The organism is Aquilutibacter rugosus, assembly GCF_036541335.1.
Taxonomy (GTDB): Bacteria; Pseudomonadota; Gammaproteobacteria; order Xanthomonadales; family Xanthomonadaceae; genus Aquilutibacter; species Aquilutibacter rugosus.
Genome location: NZ_JAZHBO010000002.1, coordinates 451,072 through 467,430 on the forward strand (window position 1 = coordinate 451,072; position 16,359 = coordinate 467,430).

The window sequence follows — 16,359 nt, forward strand, 5'->3', positions numbered from 1 at the left end:
AAGGTAAAACAACATGGCAAAGATCATTGGCATTGACTTGGGTACCACCAACTCCTGCGTCGCCATCATGCAGGACGGCAAGGCTCGCGTTATCGAAAACGCAGAAGGCGATCGCACCACGCCGTCTATCGTCGCCTACACCAAAGATGGCGAAGTCCTGGTTGGCGCCACCGCCAAGCGTCAGGCCGTCACCAATCCGAACAACACGTTCTACGCCGTCAAGCGTCTGATCGGCCGCAAGTTCACCGACGCCGAAGTGCAGAAGGATCTGGAACTGGTGCCGTATTCGGTCGTTGCGCACGAAAACGGCGACGCCTGGGTTGCGACTGCCGACGGCAAGAAGATGGCTCCGCAACAGGTCTCGGCTGAAGTGCTCGCCAAGATGAAGAAGACTGCCGAAGACTACTTGGGTGAAAAGATCACCGAAGCGGTCATCACCGTGCCGGCTTACTTTAACGACTCGCAGCGTCAGGCCACCAAGGATGCAGGTCGCATCGCCGGTCTCGACGTCAAGCGCATCATCAACGAGCCGACCGCTGCCGCACTGGCCTACGGTATGGACAAGCAAGGTGGTGATCGCAAGGTTGCCGTCTATGATCTGGGCGGTGGTACCTTCGACGTCTCCATCATCGAACTCGCTTCGATTGACGGCGAAATGCAGGTCGAAGTGCTGGCCACCAACGGTGATACGTTCCTCGGCGGCGAAGACTTCGACAAGCGCGTCATTGACTATCTGGTCGAAGAATTCCAAAAGGATCAGGGCATTGACCTGCGCAAGGATCCGCTGGCACTGCAACGCTTGAAGGATGCCGCTGAACGCGCCAAGATCGAACTGTCATCGGCCCAACAGACTGAAGTCAACCTGCCGTACGTCACGGCCGATGCGTCGGGTCCGAAGCACCTCAACATCAAGCTGACGCGCGCCAAGCTCGAATCGCTGGTTGATGATCTGATCAAGAAGTCGATTGAACCGTGCCGCATTGCACTGAACGATGCCAACCTGCGTGCTTCGGACATTGCCGAAGTGATCCTGGTCGGTGGTCAAACCCGCATGCCCAAGGTGCAGCAGGCCGTCGCCGATTTCTTCGGCAAGGAACCGCGCAAGGACGTGAACCCCGACGAAGCCGTCGCTCTGGGCGCTGCCATTCAAGGTGGCGTGCTGGCCGGTGACGTCAAGGACGTGTTGCTGCTCGACGTGACCCCGCTGTCGCTGGGTATCGAAACGATGGGTGGTGTGTTCACCAAGATCATTGAAAAGAACACCACGATTCCGACCAAGGCTTCGCAAGTGTTTTCGACCGCCGCTGACAATCAGCCGGAAGTGACCGTGCACGTGCTGCAAGGTGAGCGCGAACAGGCCAAGTTCAACAAGTCGCTGGCTTCGTTCAACCTGTCCGGTATCGAACCGGCACCGCGTGGTATGCCGCAAATCGAAGTGACGTTTGACATTGACGCCAACGGCATCGTGCACGTAACTGCCAAGGACAAGAAGACCGGCAAGGAACAGAAGGTCGAGATCAAGGCCGGTTCGGGTCTGTCGGATGACGAAATCAAGAGCATGATTAGCGACGCCGAAGCCAACCGCGAAGAAGACCTCAAGTTCCAGGAACTGGTCGGCGCGCGTAACCAGGCCGACGCACTGGTGCACAGCGTCCGTCAGGTGATCTCGGAACAGGGTTCGAACCTGCAGGCTGATCTGCTGGGTCGTGCCGAAACCGCCATCGCCGATGTCGAAACGGCGATGAAGGGTGACGACAAGGCTCAGATCGAAGCCAAGTCGAAGCAACTCGAAACCGTGGCACAGGAACTGTTCCAGGCGACGCAGGCTGCTGCCGGTGCCGCTGAAGGTGCGGGCGATGCGGCCTCGGCCGGCGATGACGTGGTGGACGCCGAGTTCACTGAAGTCAAGGACGACAACAATAAGGCGTAATAACCGCGCATGAGCAAGCGAGATTACTACGAGGTCTTGGGCGTCTCCAAGGGCGCCTCAGAGACTGAACTCAAGACCGCGTATCGCCGCTGTGCAATGAAGCATCACCCGGACCGCAATCCGGGTGATGCTGTTGCCGATGCCAATTTCAAGGAGTGCAAAGAGGCATACGAAGTGCTCTCCGACGCATCGAAACGTCAGGCCTATGATGCCCACGGTCATGCGGCCTTTGAGCACGGTGCAGGTGGCTTTGGCGGCGCGGGCGGTTTTGGCGGCGCCGATTTCGGCGACATCTTTGGCGACTTGTTCGGCAACATCTTCGGTCAGGGCGGCTCGCGTGGGCCGGTTCGCGGTCAGGATCTAGGCTTTCGTCTGAACTTAACGCTCGAGGAAGCCATCAACGGTGTCGAGCGTGAAATCGAAGTGCCGAGCATGCAGTCCTGTGATCCGTGCAACGGCTCGGGTTCGGCCGACGGCAAGATCGAGACCTGTTCGCAATGCGCCGGTCGCGGTCAGGTCATCATGCAGCGCGGTCCGTTCCGCATGCAGCAACCGTGCCCGTCATGTGGCGGCAGCGGCAAATCCATCGTCACGCCGTGCAATGAATGTCATGGTCAAGGTCGCGTCCGTAAGGTCAAGACGCTCAAGGTCAATGTGCCGGCAGGTGTTGACGATGGCGATCGCATTCGTCTAGCAGGCGAGGGCGAGGCCGGTCCGCAAGGTGCGCCTCCGGGCGATCTGCTGGTCGAGGTCGCGGTCCGCAAGCACGATGTGTTCCAGCGCGATGGCGATGATCTGCACTGCGAGGTGCCGATTCGTATTTCGCAGGCCGCGTTGGGCGATGTGATCACGATCCCGACGCTCGATGGCCGTGCCGAACTGCGGATTCCCGCAGAAACGCAAACGGGCAAGATTTTCCGTCTGCGCGAAAAGGGCGTGAAGTCGGTGCGTTCGTATCACAAGGGCGATTTGTATTGCCATGTGGTCGTCGAAACGCCGATCAATCTGACACCGGAGCAGCGCGAATTGCTGGAGAAATTCGAGGCGACGTTTGTCGGTGAAGAGGCGGCTCGACGCCATTCGCCCAAGTCCTCGACGCTGATTGACGGGGTCAAGGGCATCTGGGATCGCATGACGTCCTAACCTGACTTATGCTGTAGAGCATGAGCTCAAACCCTGCTAACGATCTCCAAGTCGATCGTCCAATTCGAGTCCTGATTCACGGTGCCTCCGGGCGTATGGGTCAGGCCTTGCTGCGTCTGCTGCCCGAGTTTCCTTCGCTGCAGTTGGTCGCAACCCCGGGGCGCGGTGAACTGTCTGCGGCGGCTGATTTTGATGTCGCCGTGGACTTCTCCCTGCCCGAAGCGCTACCGCCCCTGCTGCAGCGTTGTCGCGAGCAGGGCGCTGCTCTGGTGACCGGCACCACCGGCCTCGATGCCTCGGCTCGGCAGGCGCTGGAATCGCTCGCTGCACAGGTGCCGGTGCTATGGGCCAGCAATTTCTCGTTGGGCGTTGCCGTGATGGATCGCCTGGTCGAGGAGGCCTCGGCGGTGCTGACGCCGGCCGGATGGCAGTGCGACATCATCGAACAGCATCATATTCACAAGAAAGATGCGCCGAGCGGCACGGCGCTGACGCTGGGTGCCTCTGCAGAGCGTGCCGGCGCCGAAGTCCGCTACGCGGCACTGAGGGCAGGGGACATCGTCGGCGAACACACGGTGCAATTTGCCGGAGTCGGCGAGCGCATCGAACTGATTCATCGTGCAAGCAGCCGCGATATTTTTGCTCGCGGCGCTCTGTGGTGCGCAACGCGCGTGGCCGTGGCGCCCGCCGGAATGCATACGATTCGCAGCCTGTTATTTCCGGCCTAGAGTGCCCAAAAACGGGCTGTGCACCATAGCGATTTGCAGGCGCTTCCTGTAGAATCGTTTCTCGCCTCCATCCGATTGCCGCACTGCCATCCGGTCGTGTGGCCGATGGTACAGGCGGTTGCCGCAGCCAGGTGCCGCCCAACCCCCGCAGTCCACATTTCAAGGCGATTTCCGTGACCGAACCCGCAATCCTAGCGCTCGAAGATGGCACCATTTTCGAGGGCGTTTCCGTAGGCGCCGCCGGACTTTCCACCGGTGAAGTCGTGTTCAATACCGCATTGACCGGGTATCAGGAGGTGGTAACGGATCCGTCCTATGCGCGCCAACTGGTGACGCTGACTTATCCGCATATCGGCAATACGGGTTGCACCCCGCAAGATGACGAAGCCGCCAGCATCTGGGCCTCAGGCCTGATCGTCCGCGATGTACCGCGTCTGCACAGCAACTACCGCGCCACCACGCCGCTGCCCGAGTGGCTTCGGCAAAACGGCGTCGTCGCCATCGCTGATATTGATACCCGCAAGCTGACGCGCATTCTGCGTGACAAGGGCGCCCAGAACGGTGCGCTGATGGCCGGCCCGGGTGCCAACGCCGACGAGGCCTTGGCCGCCGCCCGTAACTTCCCCGGCCTTAAGGGCATGGACCTGGCCAAGGTGGTGACCACCCAGTCGCAGTATTCCTGGACCGAGGGCAGCCTCGATCTGGATACCGATGAGTTTGCCCAGAGCCCCGGCACCTATCATGTGGTCGCGTATGACTTTGGCGTCAAGACCAATATCCTGCGCATGCTGGCCGATCGCGGTTGCCGCCTGACGGTAGTGCCGGCGACTACGCCTGCTGGCGATGTGCTGGCCATGAATCCCGATGGCGTGTTCCTGTCCAACGGTCCCGGCGATCCGGAGCCTTGCGATTACGCCATCGCTGCCATTCGTGAATTGCTGAGTGCGCGCGTGCCGTTGTTCGGTATCTGCCTGGGTCACCAGCTGCTGGGTCTGGCCAGCGGCGCCAAGACCATGAAAATGCCGCATGGCCATCACGGTGCGAACCACCCGGTGCAGGATCTGGCAAACGGCCGCGTCATGATCACTTCGCAAAACCACGGTTTCTGCATTGATGAAAGCACCTTGCCTGCAGAGATCGAAGTGACGCATCGTTCACTATTCGACGGCACCAATCAGGGCATTGCACTGACGCAGGCACCGGCTTTCAGTTTCCAAGGCCACCCCGAAGCCAGCCCCGGTCCGCACGATGTGGCAGGTCTATTTGATCGCTTTATCGAAATCATCCAAACCCACAAGCAAGGACGCTAACTCCCTATGATCCGGATCTCCGTCAAATCGCTGGCTGCTGTGCTGCTGGGCCTTTTGTTGCCGCTGGTAACGGCGATTGCCGCGCCGCGCATCCCGATTGGCGATTTCTTTAAGGATCCGGAATTCACGGGCGTCTCGATGTCGCCGACGGGTGAGTACATCACGGTCGCAACGCCGGTCAACAACCGCACCGTGCTGGCTTCATTCCGTGTTGCGGACATGAAGAAAATGGCGGGCTGGGAGTTCGGTGATCGCAGCCACGTCGATCGCGTGGTGTGGGTTGGCGACGATCGCTTCATCATGTACGTGAGCTACAAGGAAGGCCGCTACGATCTCGAAGGTCAGGGCGGCGTGGCCTTTGCCGCCAATGTCGACGGCAGTCAGCGCATCGAAATCGGCAATGGCATTTATTACAACATCGTGGACACCACGCCCGATGATCCCAAGACCATTCTGGTCGAACGTTCCGCCCCCGATGCGTTCCTGTCCAAGTTGAACGTTTACACGGGCAATGTCGTGCCGGTCGCTACGGCTCCGTTGCGTCCGGGGCGCTTTCTGGTAGATGGCTCGCAGAATGTCCGCTTTGCCGTCGGCAACAAAGATGGCACGCGTACCTATACGCTCAAGCGCGAGAACGGCACCTGGAAAGAAATTGCATCGTCCGAAATGGGCGAAGGCGCCGCTACGCCGGTCCGCCTAACGGCCGATGGCCAGCATGCGTACTTTCTGATCAGCGATAAGGGCGAGCCCGATCGGGTCGTGCTGCGCAACATGGCCGACGGTAAGGATGAAGTGCTGATCCCGTCGCAAACGGTTGACCCCGACGGGTTTGTCCGTAGTGCAGACCGCAAGGAAATCCTGATGGCGCACTACAGCGACGGGCTGCCGGAATACAAGTTCATCAACAAGAACCATCCGGAATCCAAGACCTACGCCAGCCTGATCAACAGCTTTCCGGACAAGGCCGTGTCGTTCGGTGGCATTAGCCGCGATGGCCGTCGCGTGTTGTTCACCACCTACAGCGATACCGATCCGGGTTCGTACTATCTGTTCGACCGCGACACCGGCAAGGCCACCTTCCTGCTGAGCTCGATGGAGTGGATTCGCCCGGAAACCATGGCCGAGTCCACGCCGATCTCGTACAAGGCCCGTGACGGTGAAATCATTCACGGCTATCTGACCATGCCGCGCGGTGTGGAGCATCGCAATCTGCCGCTGATCATGCATCCGCACGGCGGCCCGCACGGTCCGCGTGACAACTGGGGCTTTGATCCCGAGGTCCAGTACCTGGCCAATCTCGGCTATGCGGTTCTGCAGCCGAACTTCCGCGGTTCGGGCGGCTACGGCAATGCCTTCGAACGCAAGGGCTACCGTCAATGGGGCCTGAAAATGATCGATGACATGACCGACGGCGTGCGTTGGGCTGTCGCTCAAGGCTTTGCCGATCCCAAGCGTGTCTGCTCCTACGGTGCCTCGTACGGCGGATACGCGGCGTTGCAGTCGGTAGTGCGTGAGCCCGACATGTACAAATGTGCCATCGGCTATGTTGGTGTCTACAACATGGATCTGTGGCTGCAGGACAGCGATGTCGCAGATCGCAAGGCCGGGCGTGCGTATCAGCGTCGTGTGTTCCCCGAAGACCGCGCCTCACGCAACGCACAGTCGGCGGGCTACAACATTGATCGCATCAAGGTGCCAGTCATGCTGGTCCACGGTTTCGAGGACAAGCGCGTACCTGTATCGCAATACGAGTTCCTGAAAAAGGAACTCGAAAAGGCCGGCAAGCCGGCCGAGGTGACCATCGTGGAACGCAAGGAAGGCCACGGCTTCTATGCCTACGATGCTCAAATTAATCTGTACACCAAGATGGCGGCCTTTTTGCGCAAGCATTTGGGCGCAACCGCCAGCAACCCGTAATCAGCACATTATTCGGAATCGAGATGCCAAAGCGTACTGACCTAAAGACCATCCTGATCATCGGCGCCGGTCCGATTGTGATCGGACAGGCCTGCGAATTTGACTATTCGGGTGCCCAAGCCTGTAAGGCGCTGCGCGACGAGGGCTATCGTGTGGTGCTGGTCAACAGCAATCCCGCGACCATCATGACCGACCCGGAGATGGCCGACGCCGTCTATATCGAGCCGATCAACTGGCAGACGGTCGAAAAAATCATTGCCAAGGAGCGCCCCGATGCGTTGCTGCCGACCATGGGCGGACAGACCGCGCTGAACTGCGCACTGGACCTGGCCGATAACGGCGTTCTCGAAAAGTACTCGGTCGAACTGATCGGCGCCTCGCGCGACGCCATTCGCATGGCCGAAGATCGTGAACTGTTCCGCGTTGCCATGCAGGACATTGGTCTTGACTGTCCCAAGGCCGAAGTTGCACGCACCTACGAAGAGGCCGTCGTCATCCAGGCCAAGGTCGGCTATCCGACCATCATTCGCCCTTCGTTTACCTTAGGCGGCACCGGTGGCGGTATCGCTTACAACAAGGAAGAATTCGAAGAGATTGCCAACCGCGGTCTCGAACTGTCTCCGGTTTCGGAGATTCTGGTCGAAGAGTCCGTTCTTGGCTGGAAGGAATTCGAGATGGAAGTGGTTCGCGACACAGCGGATAACTGCATCATCGTCTGCTCCATTGAAAACTTTGACGCCATGGGCGTGCATACCGGCGACTCGATCACTGTTGCCCCGGCGCAAACCCTGACCGACAAGGAATATCAGCGCCTGCGCGATGCTTCGATCGCCGTGCTGCGCAAGATCGGTGTGGATACCGGCGGCTCCAACGTCCAGTTCGGTATCAATCCGCGCAACGGTCGCGTCGTCGTGATCGAAATGAATCCGCGGGTCTCGCGTTCGTCGGCACTGGCATCGAAGGCCACCGGTTTCCCGATCGCCAAGATCGCTGCCAAGCTCGCAGTGGGTTACACGCTCGATGAGCTGCGCAATGAGATCACCGGTGGTGCCACGCCGGCCTCGTTCGAGCCGTCCATCGACTACGTCGTCACCAAGATTCCGCGCTTTGCGTTCGAGAAATTCCCGCAGGCCGATGCGCGTCTGACCACGCAAATGAAGTCGGTAGGCGAGGTGATGGCCATGGGTCGCACCTTCCAGGAATCGCTGCAAAAGGCGCTGCGCGGCCTTGAAATCGGCAAGGTCGGACTCGACCCCACCGGTTTGGATATTGAGAGCGATGAAGATCTCGACGAACTGAAGTACGAACTGAAGGCACCGGGTCCCGAACGGATCTTCTACATCGCCGATGCATTCCGCTCCGGCATGGACATGGAAACGGTTCATCGTCACAGCTCGGTCGATCCGTGGTTCCTGGATCAGATCGAAGGCATCATCGAGGTTGAGCGCGATCTCGAATCTCAAGGACTGGCCAACATGGACTCCCGCCGCATGCGTCAGCTCAAGCGCATGGGCTTCTCCGATGCACGCATCGCGCAGCTGACCCGTTCCGATGAGACCGCAGTGCGTACTTTGCGTCACGCGCTCAACGTGCGTCCTGTGTACAAGCGTGTCGACTCCTGCGCCGCCGAATTTGCGACCGCGACGGCATACATGTATTCGACCTATGAGGACGAATGCGAGTCCGCGCCGACCGATCGCCGCAAAATCATGGTGCTCGGCGGCGGACCGAACCGCATCGGCCAGGGCATTGAGTTCGACTACTGCTGTGTGCATGCGGCCTTGGCGCTGCGCGAAGACGGCTTTGAAACCATCATGGTCAACTGCAATCCCGAGACCGTGTCCACCGACTACGACACCTCGGATCGTCTGTACTTTGAGCCGCTGACGCTCGAAGACGTGCTCGAAATTGCCCATCTCGAAAAGCCCTACGGCGTGATCGTGCAGTACGGCGGTCAAACGCCGCTCAAGTTGGCCAAGGCACTTGAGGCCAATGGCGTGCCGGTGATCGGCACCTCGCCGGACAGTATCGATCTGGCCGAAGACCGCGAACGCTTCCAGCAGTTGGTCAATGAGCTGGGTCTGGCACAACCGCTGAACCGCACCGCTCGCAACCCCGAAGACGCACTGAACCTCGCTTCGCAGATTGGCTATCCGCTGGTCGTACGTCCTTCGTACGTGCTCGGTGGCCGTGCGATGGAAATCGTGCATTCCGATGCCGATCTGACGCGTTACATCCGCGATGCTGTGCAAGTCTCCAACGATTCACCGGTGCTGCTTGATCGCTTCCTGGACAATGCCGTCGAGGTCGACGTAGACGTCATTGCCGACAAGGATGGCAATGTGCTGATCGGCGGCGTGATGGAACATATCGAAGAAGCGGGTGTGCACTCGGGCGACTCGTCGTGTTCGCTGCCGCCGTATTCGCTGTCTCCTGAAGTGCAGGCCAAGTTGCGTGAGCAAGTCGTGGCATTGGCCAAGGCGCTCAACGTTGTCGGTCTGATGAACACTCAGTTCGCCGTGACCTTTGATGAGCAAGGCAAGGACACGGTCTATCTGATCGAAGTCAATCCGCGCGCGTCGCGCACCGTGCCGTATGTGTCCAAGGCCACCGGTCTGTCGCTGGCCAAGATTGCCGCACGCTGCATGGCCGGTATGACTCTGGCCGAGCAGGGTACCAAGCGCGAAGTCGTACCGCCGTATTACTCGGTGAAGGAGGCGATCTTCCCGTTTGCCAAATTCCAGAACGTGGATCCGATTCTGGGCCCGGAAATGCGTTCGACCGGTGAGGTCATGGGCGTGGGTGATTCCTTCCCCGCGGCGATTGCACGCGCGCAGGAAGCCGCCGGAATCCGTGCCATTCCTGCGACCGGTAAGGTGTTCATCTCGGTTCGCGACCCGGACAAGCAGCGCGTGTTGCCGATTGCCGCCAAGTTGGCCGAAAAGGGCTACGATCTGGTCGCAACCGAAGGCACTCGCGAGGTTCTGGTCAAAGCCGGTCTGCCCTGCGAGCACGTCAACAAAGTGACCGAAGGCCGTCCGCACATCGTGGATCTGATCAAGAACGAAGAGATCGTGTACATCATCAATACGACCGAGGGCCGCATGGCCATCAACGATTCGTTCTCGATCCGTCGTGAGGCGCTGCAGCACCGTGTGACCTATTCCACGACCGTGAACGGTGCGCGCGCTTTTGTTGATGCGATGGAGTTCCGCGGAACCGGTTCCGTGTATTCACTGCAGGAACTGCACAAGCAGCTGCATACGCCGGCGTAACCCTAATTTTTCAATACTGATAACACAGGGTGCGTTTGGCGCCCGGGAGATGATTTGCCATGGCACAAGTGCCAATTACTGCCAAGGGCGCGCAACGTTTGCGCGCCGAACTCGAAGAACTGAAGTCCGTCCAGCGTCCGGCGATCATCGCCGCGATTGCAGAGGCACGTGAGCACGGCGATCTCAAGGAAAACGCCGAGTATCATGCCGCCCGCGAACAGCAGGGCTTTGTCGAGGGGCGCATCAAGCAGCTCGAAGGCGATCTGTCGCACGCGCAAATCATTGATACCGCCACTTTGAATGCCGGTAGCCGGGTTGTTTTTGGCGCCCATGTTGAGCTCATTGATATGGACTCTGACGAAACGACCAAGTACCAGATCGTTGGCGATCTCGAGGCCGACATCAAGAACGGACTGATCGCCGTGTCTTCGCCGGTAGCGCGTGCGCTGATCGGCAAGAACGAGGGCGATGCCGTCACCATCACCGTGCCGGGCGGTACGCGCGAATTCGAGATCACACAGGTTAGCTACGGCGACTGATATGTGGACCGTGCTGCTGCCACCCACTGATGTCATGCACGGCGAGTTCTCACCACGCATGCAGCAGCGGCAGCGTCGCGGTCAACGCCGTCCGTTCTACGGCTGGCTGCGAACCGCAGATCACCCGCACCCGCTGCCCGAAGCCAACTGGCCTGTCATTGCGGGCGGTCTGCTGCGTGACGAGGGGATTCACGCTCAGCCCGGCGATCGCTGGCTGCGACTGGATCCGTCGAGCGCCACGGTGGACATCAACGGGATTCGCTTGCTCGCCTTCGGCGAGATGATGCGTCTGTCAGCTGACGAGCATTTGGGTTTGCGTGCAGCGCTGCAGGACCTGGTGCGTGATGCGGGCTTTGAGCTGCATTGGTCGCAACCCGAGCGCGCCTATCTGTTGGCAGGGTCCGAAGCGCCCGCAAGTGTCGAGATGATTCCGACGGCCGAAATTCTCGGCGAGGATCTGCTCGAGTATCTGCCCGGTGACGGTCGCAGCCAGGATTCGCGTCGCTGGCGACTGTATCTGACGGACTGGCAAATGCAGTTGCATGAGCATCCGGTCAATCAACGTCGGCGCCGGAATGGCCTTCCTGCGGTGAATTTACTTTGGCCCTGGGAACAGCAGCAGACCTCGTTGAATGCGGTATTGCACGAGCCCTTGCCGTTGATGTCACCCGATGCCGACTGGCGGGCGGTGTGGACCTGGGCCGGCGGGCAAGCGGGCGAGCGTCCGACCGCTGCGGAGCTGGTAGCCGGTGGTGTGCAGCCGGGTTTGGTGGATCTACGGGATCTTCGACGGGCGGCCAGCCTTGAACGCGATTGGTTGGTGCCACTGCTCGAGGCAGGGTCCGGTCGTCTGCGCTTGGTGAGTGCCGAGCAGTCCATACGCCTTGGCCGGTTCGACCGCTTTAAAGTCTGGCGCTAACTGCATTTTGCGCGGGGTTTATAGGCGCATCTGTTAAACTACTTGATTCTATTTTTTGTATTGCGTGACATGATCGAGTTGAATCCTGTCCGTCAGCGAATTGCCGATCTGCGTGAGCGGACGGAATCGCTGAGGGGGTACCTTTGACTTCGACAGCAAAGTCGAACGTCTAGAAGAAGTCAATCGCGAACTGGAGAGCCCCGATGTCTGGAATGACGCCGAACGGGCCCAGTCGCTGGGTCGTGAGCGTGCCTCGCTCGATCGGGTCGTCAGCGGCCTGAACGAACTGAGAGACGGTTTGAACGGCGCGGACGAGTTGCTTGAACTGGCCGAAATGGAATCCGACGAGGACACCGCACTGGCCGTCGTTGATGATCTCGATCGATTCACCAAGCACATCGAGCAGCTCGAGTTCCGCCGCATGTTCAGCGGCGAAATGGACTCCGCCAATGCCTTCGTTGATATCCAGGCCGGCGCCGGCGGTACCGAGGCACAGGATTGGGCCGAAATTCTGCTGCGCATGTATCTGCGCTGGGGCGAATCGCGCGGCTGGAAGGTCGAGCTGATGGAAGCCTCGGGCGGTGACGTGGCCGGCATCAAGTCCGCAACGCTCCGTGTCGAAGGCGAGTACGCCTACGGTTGGCTAAAGACAGAGACCGGTGTGCATCGTCTGGTCCGCAAGTCGCCGTTCGATAGCGACAACCGTCGCCATACCTCGTTTACTTCGCTGTTTGTCTCACCCGAGATCGACGACAAAATCGAGATTGACATCAACCCGGCCGACCTTAAGACGGACGTTTATCGCGCTTCGGGTGCTGGCGGTCAGCACGTTAATAAAACCGAATCGGCAGTGCGGATCACGCACATCCCCAGTGGCATCGTGGTGGCCTGTCAGACCGAACGTTCGCAGCACGCTAACCGCGATCGCGCCATGAAAATGCTGGCGGCCAAGTTGTACGAAATGGAACTGCTCAAGCGCAGCGCAGAAAAAGACGCGCTCGAGGCCACCAAGTCCGATATCGGCTGGGGCTCGCAGATCCGTAACTATGTTTTAGACCAATCGCGCATCAAGGATCTGCGTACCGGCATCGAACGCACGGATACGCAAAAGGTTCTCGATGGCGATCTCGATGAATTTGTCGAAGCCAGCCTGAAAATGGGCCTCGATGTCGGCTCCAAGCGCCCGGACCAGCTATGACCAGTAACTCTGAAACCAATGACAACCGCCCGGCAGCCGCTGCCGATGAGAACCAGCTGATCGCCGAGCGCCGTCGCAAGTTGGGCGAGCTGCGCGAGCAGGGCGTGGCCTTCCCCAATGATTTCCGTCGTGAGGATTACGCCGGCGATCTGCAGGCGCAGTATGCGGACGTCGAACAATGGTCCGCAGAGGCTCTGGAGCAGCAGGCACATCGTGTGCAACTGGCCGGCCGTATGTTACTCAAGCGCGTAATGGGCAAAGCCAGCTTTGCACAGATTCGCGATGAGAGCGGCCCGATCCAGCTGTTCCTGCAAGCCAATGCACTGGGCGATGCCTACACGGCATTCAAAACCTGGGACGTCGGGGATATTGTCGCAGCCGAGGGCGTACTGACCCGCACCAAGACCGGCGAACTGTCAGTCAAGGTCGACAGCCTGCGTCTGCTGACCAAGTCGCTGCGTCCCTTGCCGGATAAGTTCCATGGCCTGAGCGACGTGGAACAGCGCTACCGTCAGCGTTATGTCGATCTGATCGTCACGCCCGAAGCGCGCGATGTCTTTATCAAACGTTCGCAGATCATCCGGGCGATGCGCGAATGGCTTGATACCCGACGCTTCCTCGAGGTCGAGACGCCGATGATGCATTACATCCCCGGTGGCGCGACGGCCAAGCCCTTTACCACCCACCACAATGCGCTGGATCTCGATCTGTACCTGCGCGTCGCGCCGGAACTGTACCTGAAGCGCCTCGTCGTGGGCGGTATGGAGCGCGTCTACGAGATCAATCGCAACTTCCGTAACGAGGGCGTCTCGACTCGCCACAACCCCGAGTTCACCATGATGGAACTGTACGAGGCCTATGCCACGTACAACGAGATCATGGACCTCACCGAAAACCTGATGCGCGATGTGGCGCAGTCGGTGTTCGGCGATACGCAAGTGGAGTGGGAGGGTCGCAGCATTGACTTGGGTCCCAAGTTCCGCCGTTGGTCCATGATCGACGCCGTGCTCGAGCTCAACCCCGAGATCCATGCCGATGACATCCGCAACGCCGAGGCGATGCGCGCTCACTGCGCTCGCCTGGGCATCAAGGTCAAGCCGGGCTACGGTTGGGGCAAGCTGCTGCTGGAGATCTTCGAAGCCACAGTCGAGGAAACGCTGATCCAGCCGACCTTCATTACGGAACACCCGGTCGAAGTGTCGCCGTTGGCTCGCGCTCGCGATCACGATCCGGAAGTCACCGATCGCTTCGAACTGTTTATCGGCGGCAAGGAAATGGCTAACGGTTTCTCCGAGCTCAACGATCCCGAAGATCAGGCCGCGCGTTTCATGGCCCAAGTCGATGCCAAGGATGCCGGTGATGATGAGGCGATGCACTTCGATGCCGATTATATTCGTGCACTCGAGGTCGGTTTGCCGCCGACGGGTGGCCTGGGTATCGGTATTGATCGCTTTGTGATGCTGCTGACCGGCTCTGCATCCATTCGCGATGTACTGCTGTTCCCGTACATGCGTCCGCAAGCCGGTTAAGACCGGATCTCGACCGCAAGACCAAAGAAAAACCGCCCGATGGAATCGGGCGGTTTTTTTACAGGCCAGACAGGCTTGCGAGCGCGCGGGTTACTGCTTAGCCAGTTCGCGCTCACGCAGCTCACGGTGCAGAATCTTGCCGACGTTGGTCTTGGGCAGTTCGGTCACGAACTCGACATGACGTGGACGCTTGTAGCCCGTCAGACTGCCGTGCGCGTATTCCTTGACTTGTGCCTCGGTTATCGAAGGATCCTTACGGACCACAAAGAGCTTGACCGCCTCGCCGGAATGCTCATCTGGCACGCCGATTGCAGCCGCTTCGAGAATGCCGGGCATCGCGACCATCACGCCTTCGATTTCATTCGGGTATACATTGAAACCGGAGACCAGAATCATGTCCTTTTTACGGTCAACGATATAGAAGTAGCCTGCTTCGTCCATGCGGGCAATATCTCCCGTACGCAGCCAGCCGTCGGCCGACAGTACCTTTGCAGTTTCTTCCGGACGTTGCCAGTATTCCTTCATGACCTGAGGGCCCTTAATGCAGAGCTCACCCGGGTTGCCGGTAGGAACCTCATTGCCTTCCTCATCGATGATGCGGGCGTCGGTCGAAGGAATGGGCAAGCCAATAGCGCCGTTGTATTCGGCCAGCGTGACCGGATTGATCACTGCAGCCGGCGAGGTTTCGGTCAGACCGTAGGCTTCGACTAGCGTGCAGCCCGTGGTCTTCTTCCAGCGTTCTGCTACGGCGCGCTGCACGGCCATGCCCCCGCCCAGGCTGATATGCAGTCGTGAGAAATCGAGCTCGCTGAAACCGGCCGTATTCAGCAGTCCGTTGAACAGTGTGTTCACGCCGGTGATTGCGGTGAAGTTGGATTTCTTCAGTTCTTTAATAAAGCCCGGCATATCGCGCGGATTGGTGATCATCCAGTTCAGACCGCCGAACTTCATAAATACCAGGCTGTTCGCCGTCAGTGCAAAGATGTGATACAGCGGCAAGGCGGTGATGATGATTTCCTTGCCCATTTCGACATTCCGTCCGACCCAGGCCGACGCCTGTTGCATATTGGCGATCATGTTGCGATGGGTCAGCACAGCACCTTTGGCCACACCGGTAGTGCCGCCGGTGTACTGCAGGAAAGCAGTGTCACCGTGTTCAACCTTCGGGCGCGAACAGTTCTGTGCTTTTCCGGCCGCCAGTGCATCGTTAAAACGAATCGCACCCGGGATCGAGTAGGCCGGCACCATCTTCTTGATGCGTTTGACGACGAAGTTGACGATGGGTCGCTTCAGGCCGCTGAGCTGATCACCAAGACCCGACGTGATGATGTGCGGTACCTTGAGTTCTTTCAGCACCGTCTCTACCGTGGCACCAAAGTTGTCCAGCACTACAACGGCTTTAGCACCCGAGTCCTGCAGCTGATGCTTGAGTTCGCGCGGCGTATATAGCGGGTTGGTATTGACCACTACCAGACCGGCACGCAAGGCACCGAACAGCGCAATCGGATACTGCAGACAGTTCGGCATCATCAGCACGATGCGATCGCCTTTCTTCAACCCGAGCTTGCACTCCAGAAACGCAGCAAACTGCGCTACCCGCTGATCCAGTTCCGTATAGGTAAGCGTTGTACCCATGTTGTGGAAGGCCGGACGGTCTGCGTAGTTGCGTACCGCCTCATCGAATACATCGTTGACGCTGCTGAACTCATTGAGATCAATTTCAGCGGGGACGCCTTCCGGATAACTGGAAAGCCAAGGTTTAGAGTCCGTCATAATGCGGGGCTGTTCCTTGCAGGAGAAAGTGGATTTTCGGCCGAATTCGACACGTATTGCAGTGAGATTACGGTACCCGTCCGCATTTATCAACAGTT

11 protein-coding genes are annotated in these 16,359 nt (G+C 59.2%); 10 read left to right on the forward strand and 1 reads right to left on the reverse strand.

All coding sequences use genetic code 11. The annotated features are described in order from the left end of the window. The first annotated feature begins 13 nt into the window (after nucleotides 1–13). The 10 genes from dnaK (at nucleotide 14) to lysS (ending at nucleotide 14,488) form a co-directional block, all read left to right on the forward strand. Nucleotides 14–1,930, forward strand: coding sequence for a molecular chaperone DnaK (dnaK, locus tag V3390_RS07385; RefSeq protein WP_331703968.1), 1,917 nt, complete (start codon nucleotides 14–16; stop codon nucleotides 1,928–1,930). A 9-nt stretch (nucleotides 1,931–1,939) separates the two neighbouring features. Then, complete coding sequence (dnaJ, locus tag V3390_RS07390; protein WP_331703969.1) at nucleotides 1,940–3,073, forward strand: molecular chaperone DnaJ; 1,134 nt, start codon at nucleotides 1,940–1,942, stop codon at nucleotides 3,071–3,073. A 20-nt stretch (nucleotides 3,074–3,093) separates the two neighbouring features. Beyond that, nucleotides 3,094–3,801 (forward strand): 4-hydroxy-tetrahydrodipicolinate reductase, encoded by a 708-nt coding sequence (locus V3390_RS07395; protein WP_331703970.1) that lies wholly within the window; start codon nucleotides 3,094–3,096, stop codon nucleotides 3,799–3,801. Between the two features lie 173 nt (nucleotides 3,802–3,974). Then, the gene (gene carA, locus V3390_RS07400) at nucleotides 3,975–5,111 is read left to right on the forward strand and encodes a glutamine-hydrolyzing carbamoyl-phosphate synthase small subunit (protein ID WP_331703971.1); all 1,137 of its coding nucleotides are present in this window, start codon (nucleotides 3,975–3,977) and stop codon (nucleotides 5,109–5,111) included. Between the two features lie 6 nt (nucleotides 5,112–5,117). Next, on the forward strand, nucleotides 5,118–7,028 hold the full coding sequence (locus V3390_RS07405; protein ID WP_331703972.1) for a S9 family peptidase: 1,911 nt from the start codon (nucleotides 5,118–5,120) through the stop codon (nucleotides 7,026–7,028). Nucleotides 7,029–7,051: 23 nt separating this feature from the next. Continuing rightward, entirely contained in the window at nucleotides 7,052–10,303 is a 3,252-nt protein-coding gene (gene carB / locus V3390_RS07410) for a carbamoyl-phosphate synthase large subunit (protein ID WP_331703973.1), read from the forward strand. A 59-nt stretch (nucleotides 10,304–10,362) separates the two neighbouring features. After that, the gene (gene greA / locus V3390_RS07415; RefSeq protein ID WP_331688687.1) at nucleotides 10,363–10,842 is read left to right on the forward strand and encodes a transcription elongation factor GreA; all 480 of its coding nucleotides are present in this window, start codon (nucleotides 10,363–10,365) and stop codon (nucleotides 10,840–10,842) included. Nucleotide 10,843: 1 nt separating this feature from the next. Next, on the forward strand, nucleotides 10,844–11,761 hold the full coding sequence (locus V3390_RS07420) for a hypothetical protein (protein ID WP_331703974.1): 918 nt from the start codon (nucleotides 10,844–10,846) through the stop codon (nucleotides 11,759–11,761). A 69-nt stretch (nucleotides 11,762–11,830) separates the two neighbouring features. Next, nucleotides 11,831–12,959, forward strand: a protein-coding gene (gene prfB, locus V3390_RS07425; RefSeq protein ID WP_331703975.1) for a peptide chain release factor 2 whose coding sequence is annotated in 2 segments (ribosomal slippage) — nucleotides 11,831–11,905 and nucleotides 11,907–12,959 — 1,128 coding nt in all. Because the reading frame shifts where the segments join, the coding sequence is not laid out codon by codon here. Then, nucleotides 12,956–14,488, forward strand: a complete 1,533-nt coding sequence (gene lysS, locus V3390_RS07430) for a lysine--tRNA ligase (RefSeq protein ID WP_331688690.1) — start codon at nucleotides 12,956–12,958, stop codon at nucleotides 14,486–14,488. The genes prfB and lysS overlap by 4 nt, the downstream gene beginning before the upstream one ends. A 90-nt stretch (nucleotides 14,489–14,578) precedes the next feature. On the opposite strand, the gene V3390_RS07435 is transcribed toward lysS, so the two are convergent. Further along, nucleotides 14,579–16,261 (reverse strand): AMP-binding protein, encoded by a 1,683-nt coding sequence (locus V3390_RS07435; protein WP_331703976.1) that lies wholly within the window; start codon nucleotides 16,259–16,261, stop codon nucleotides 14,579–14,581. Nucleotides 16,262–16,359 lie beyond the last annotated feature (98 nt).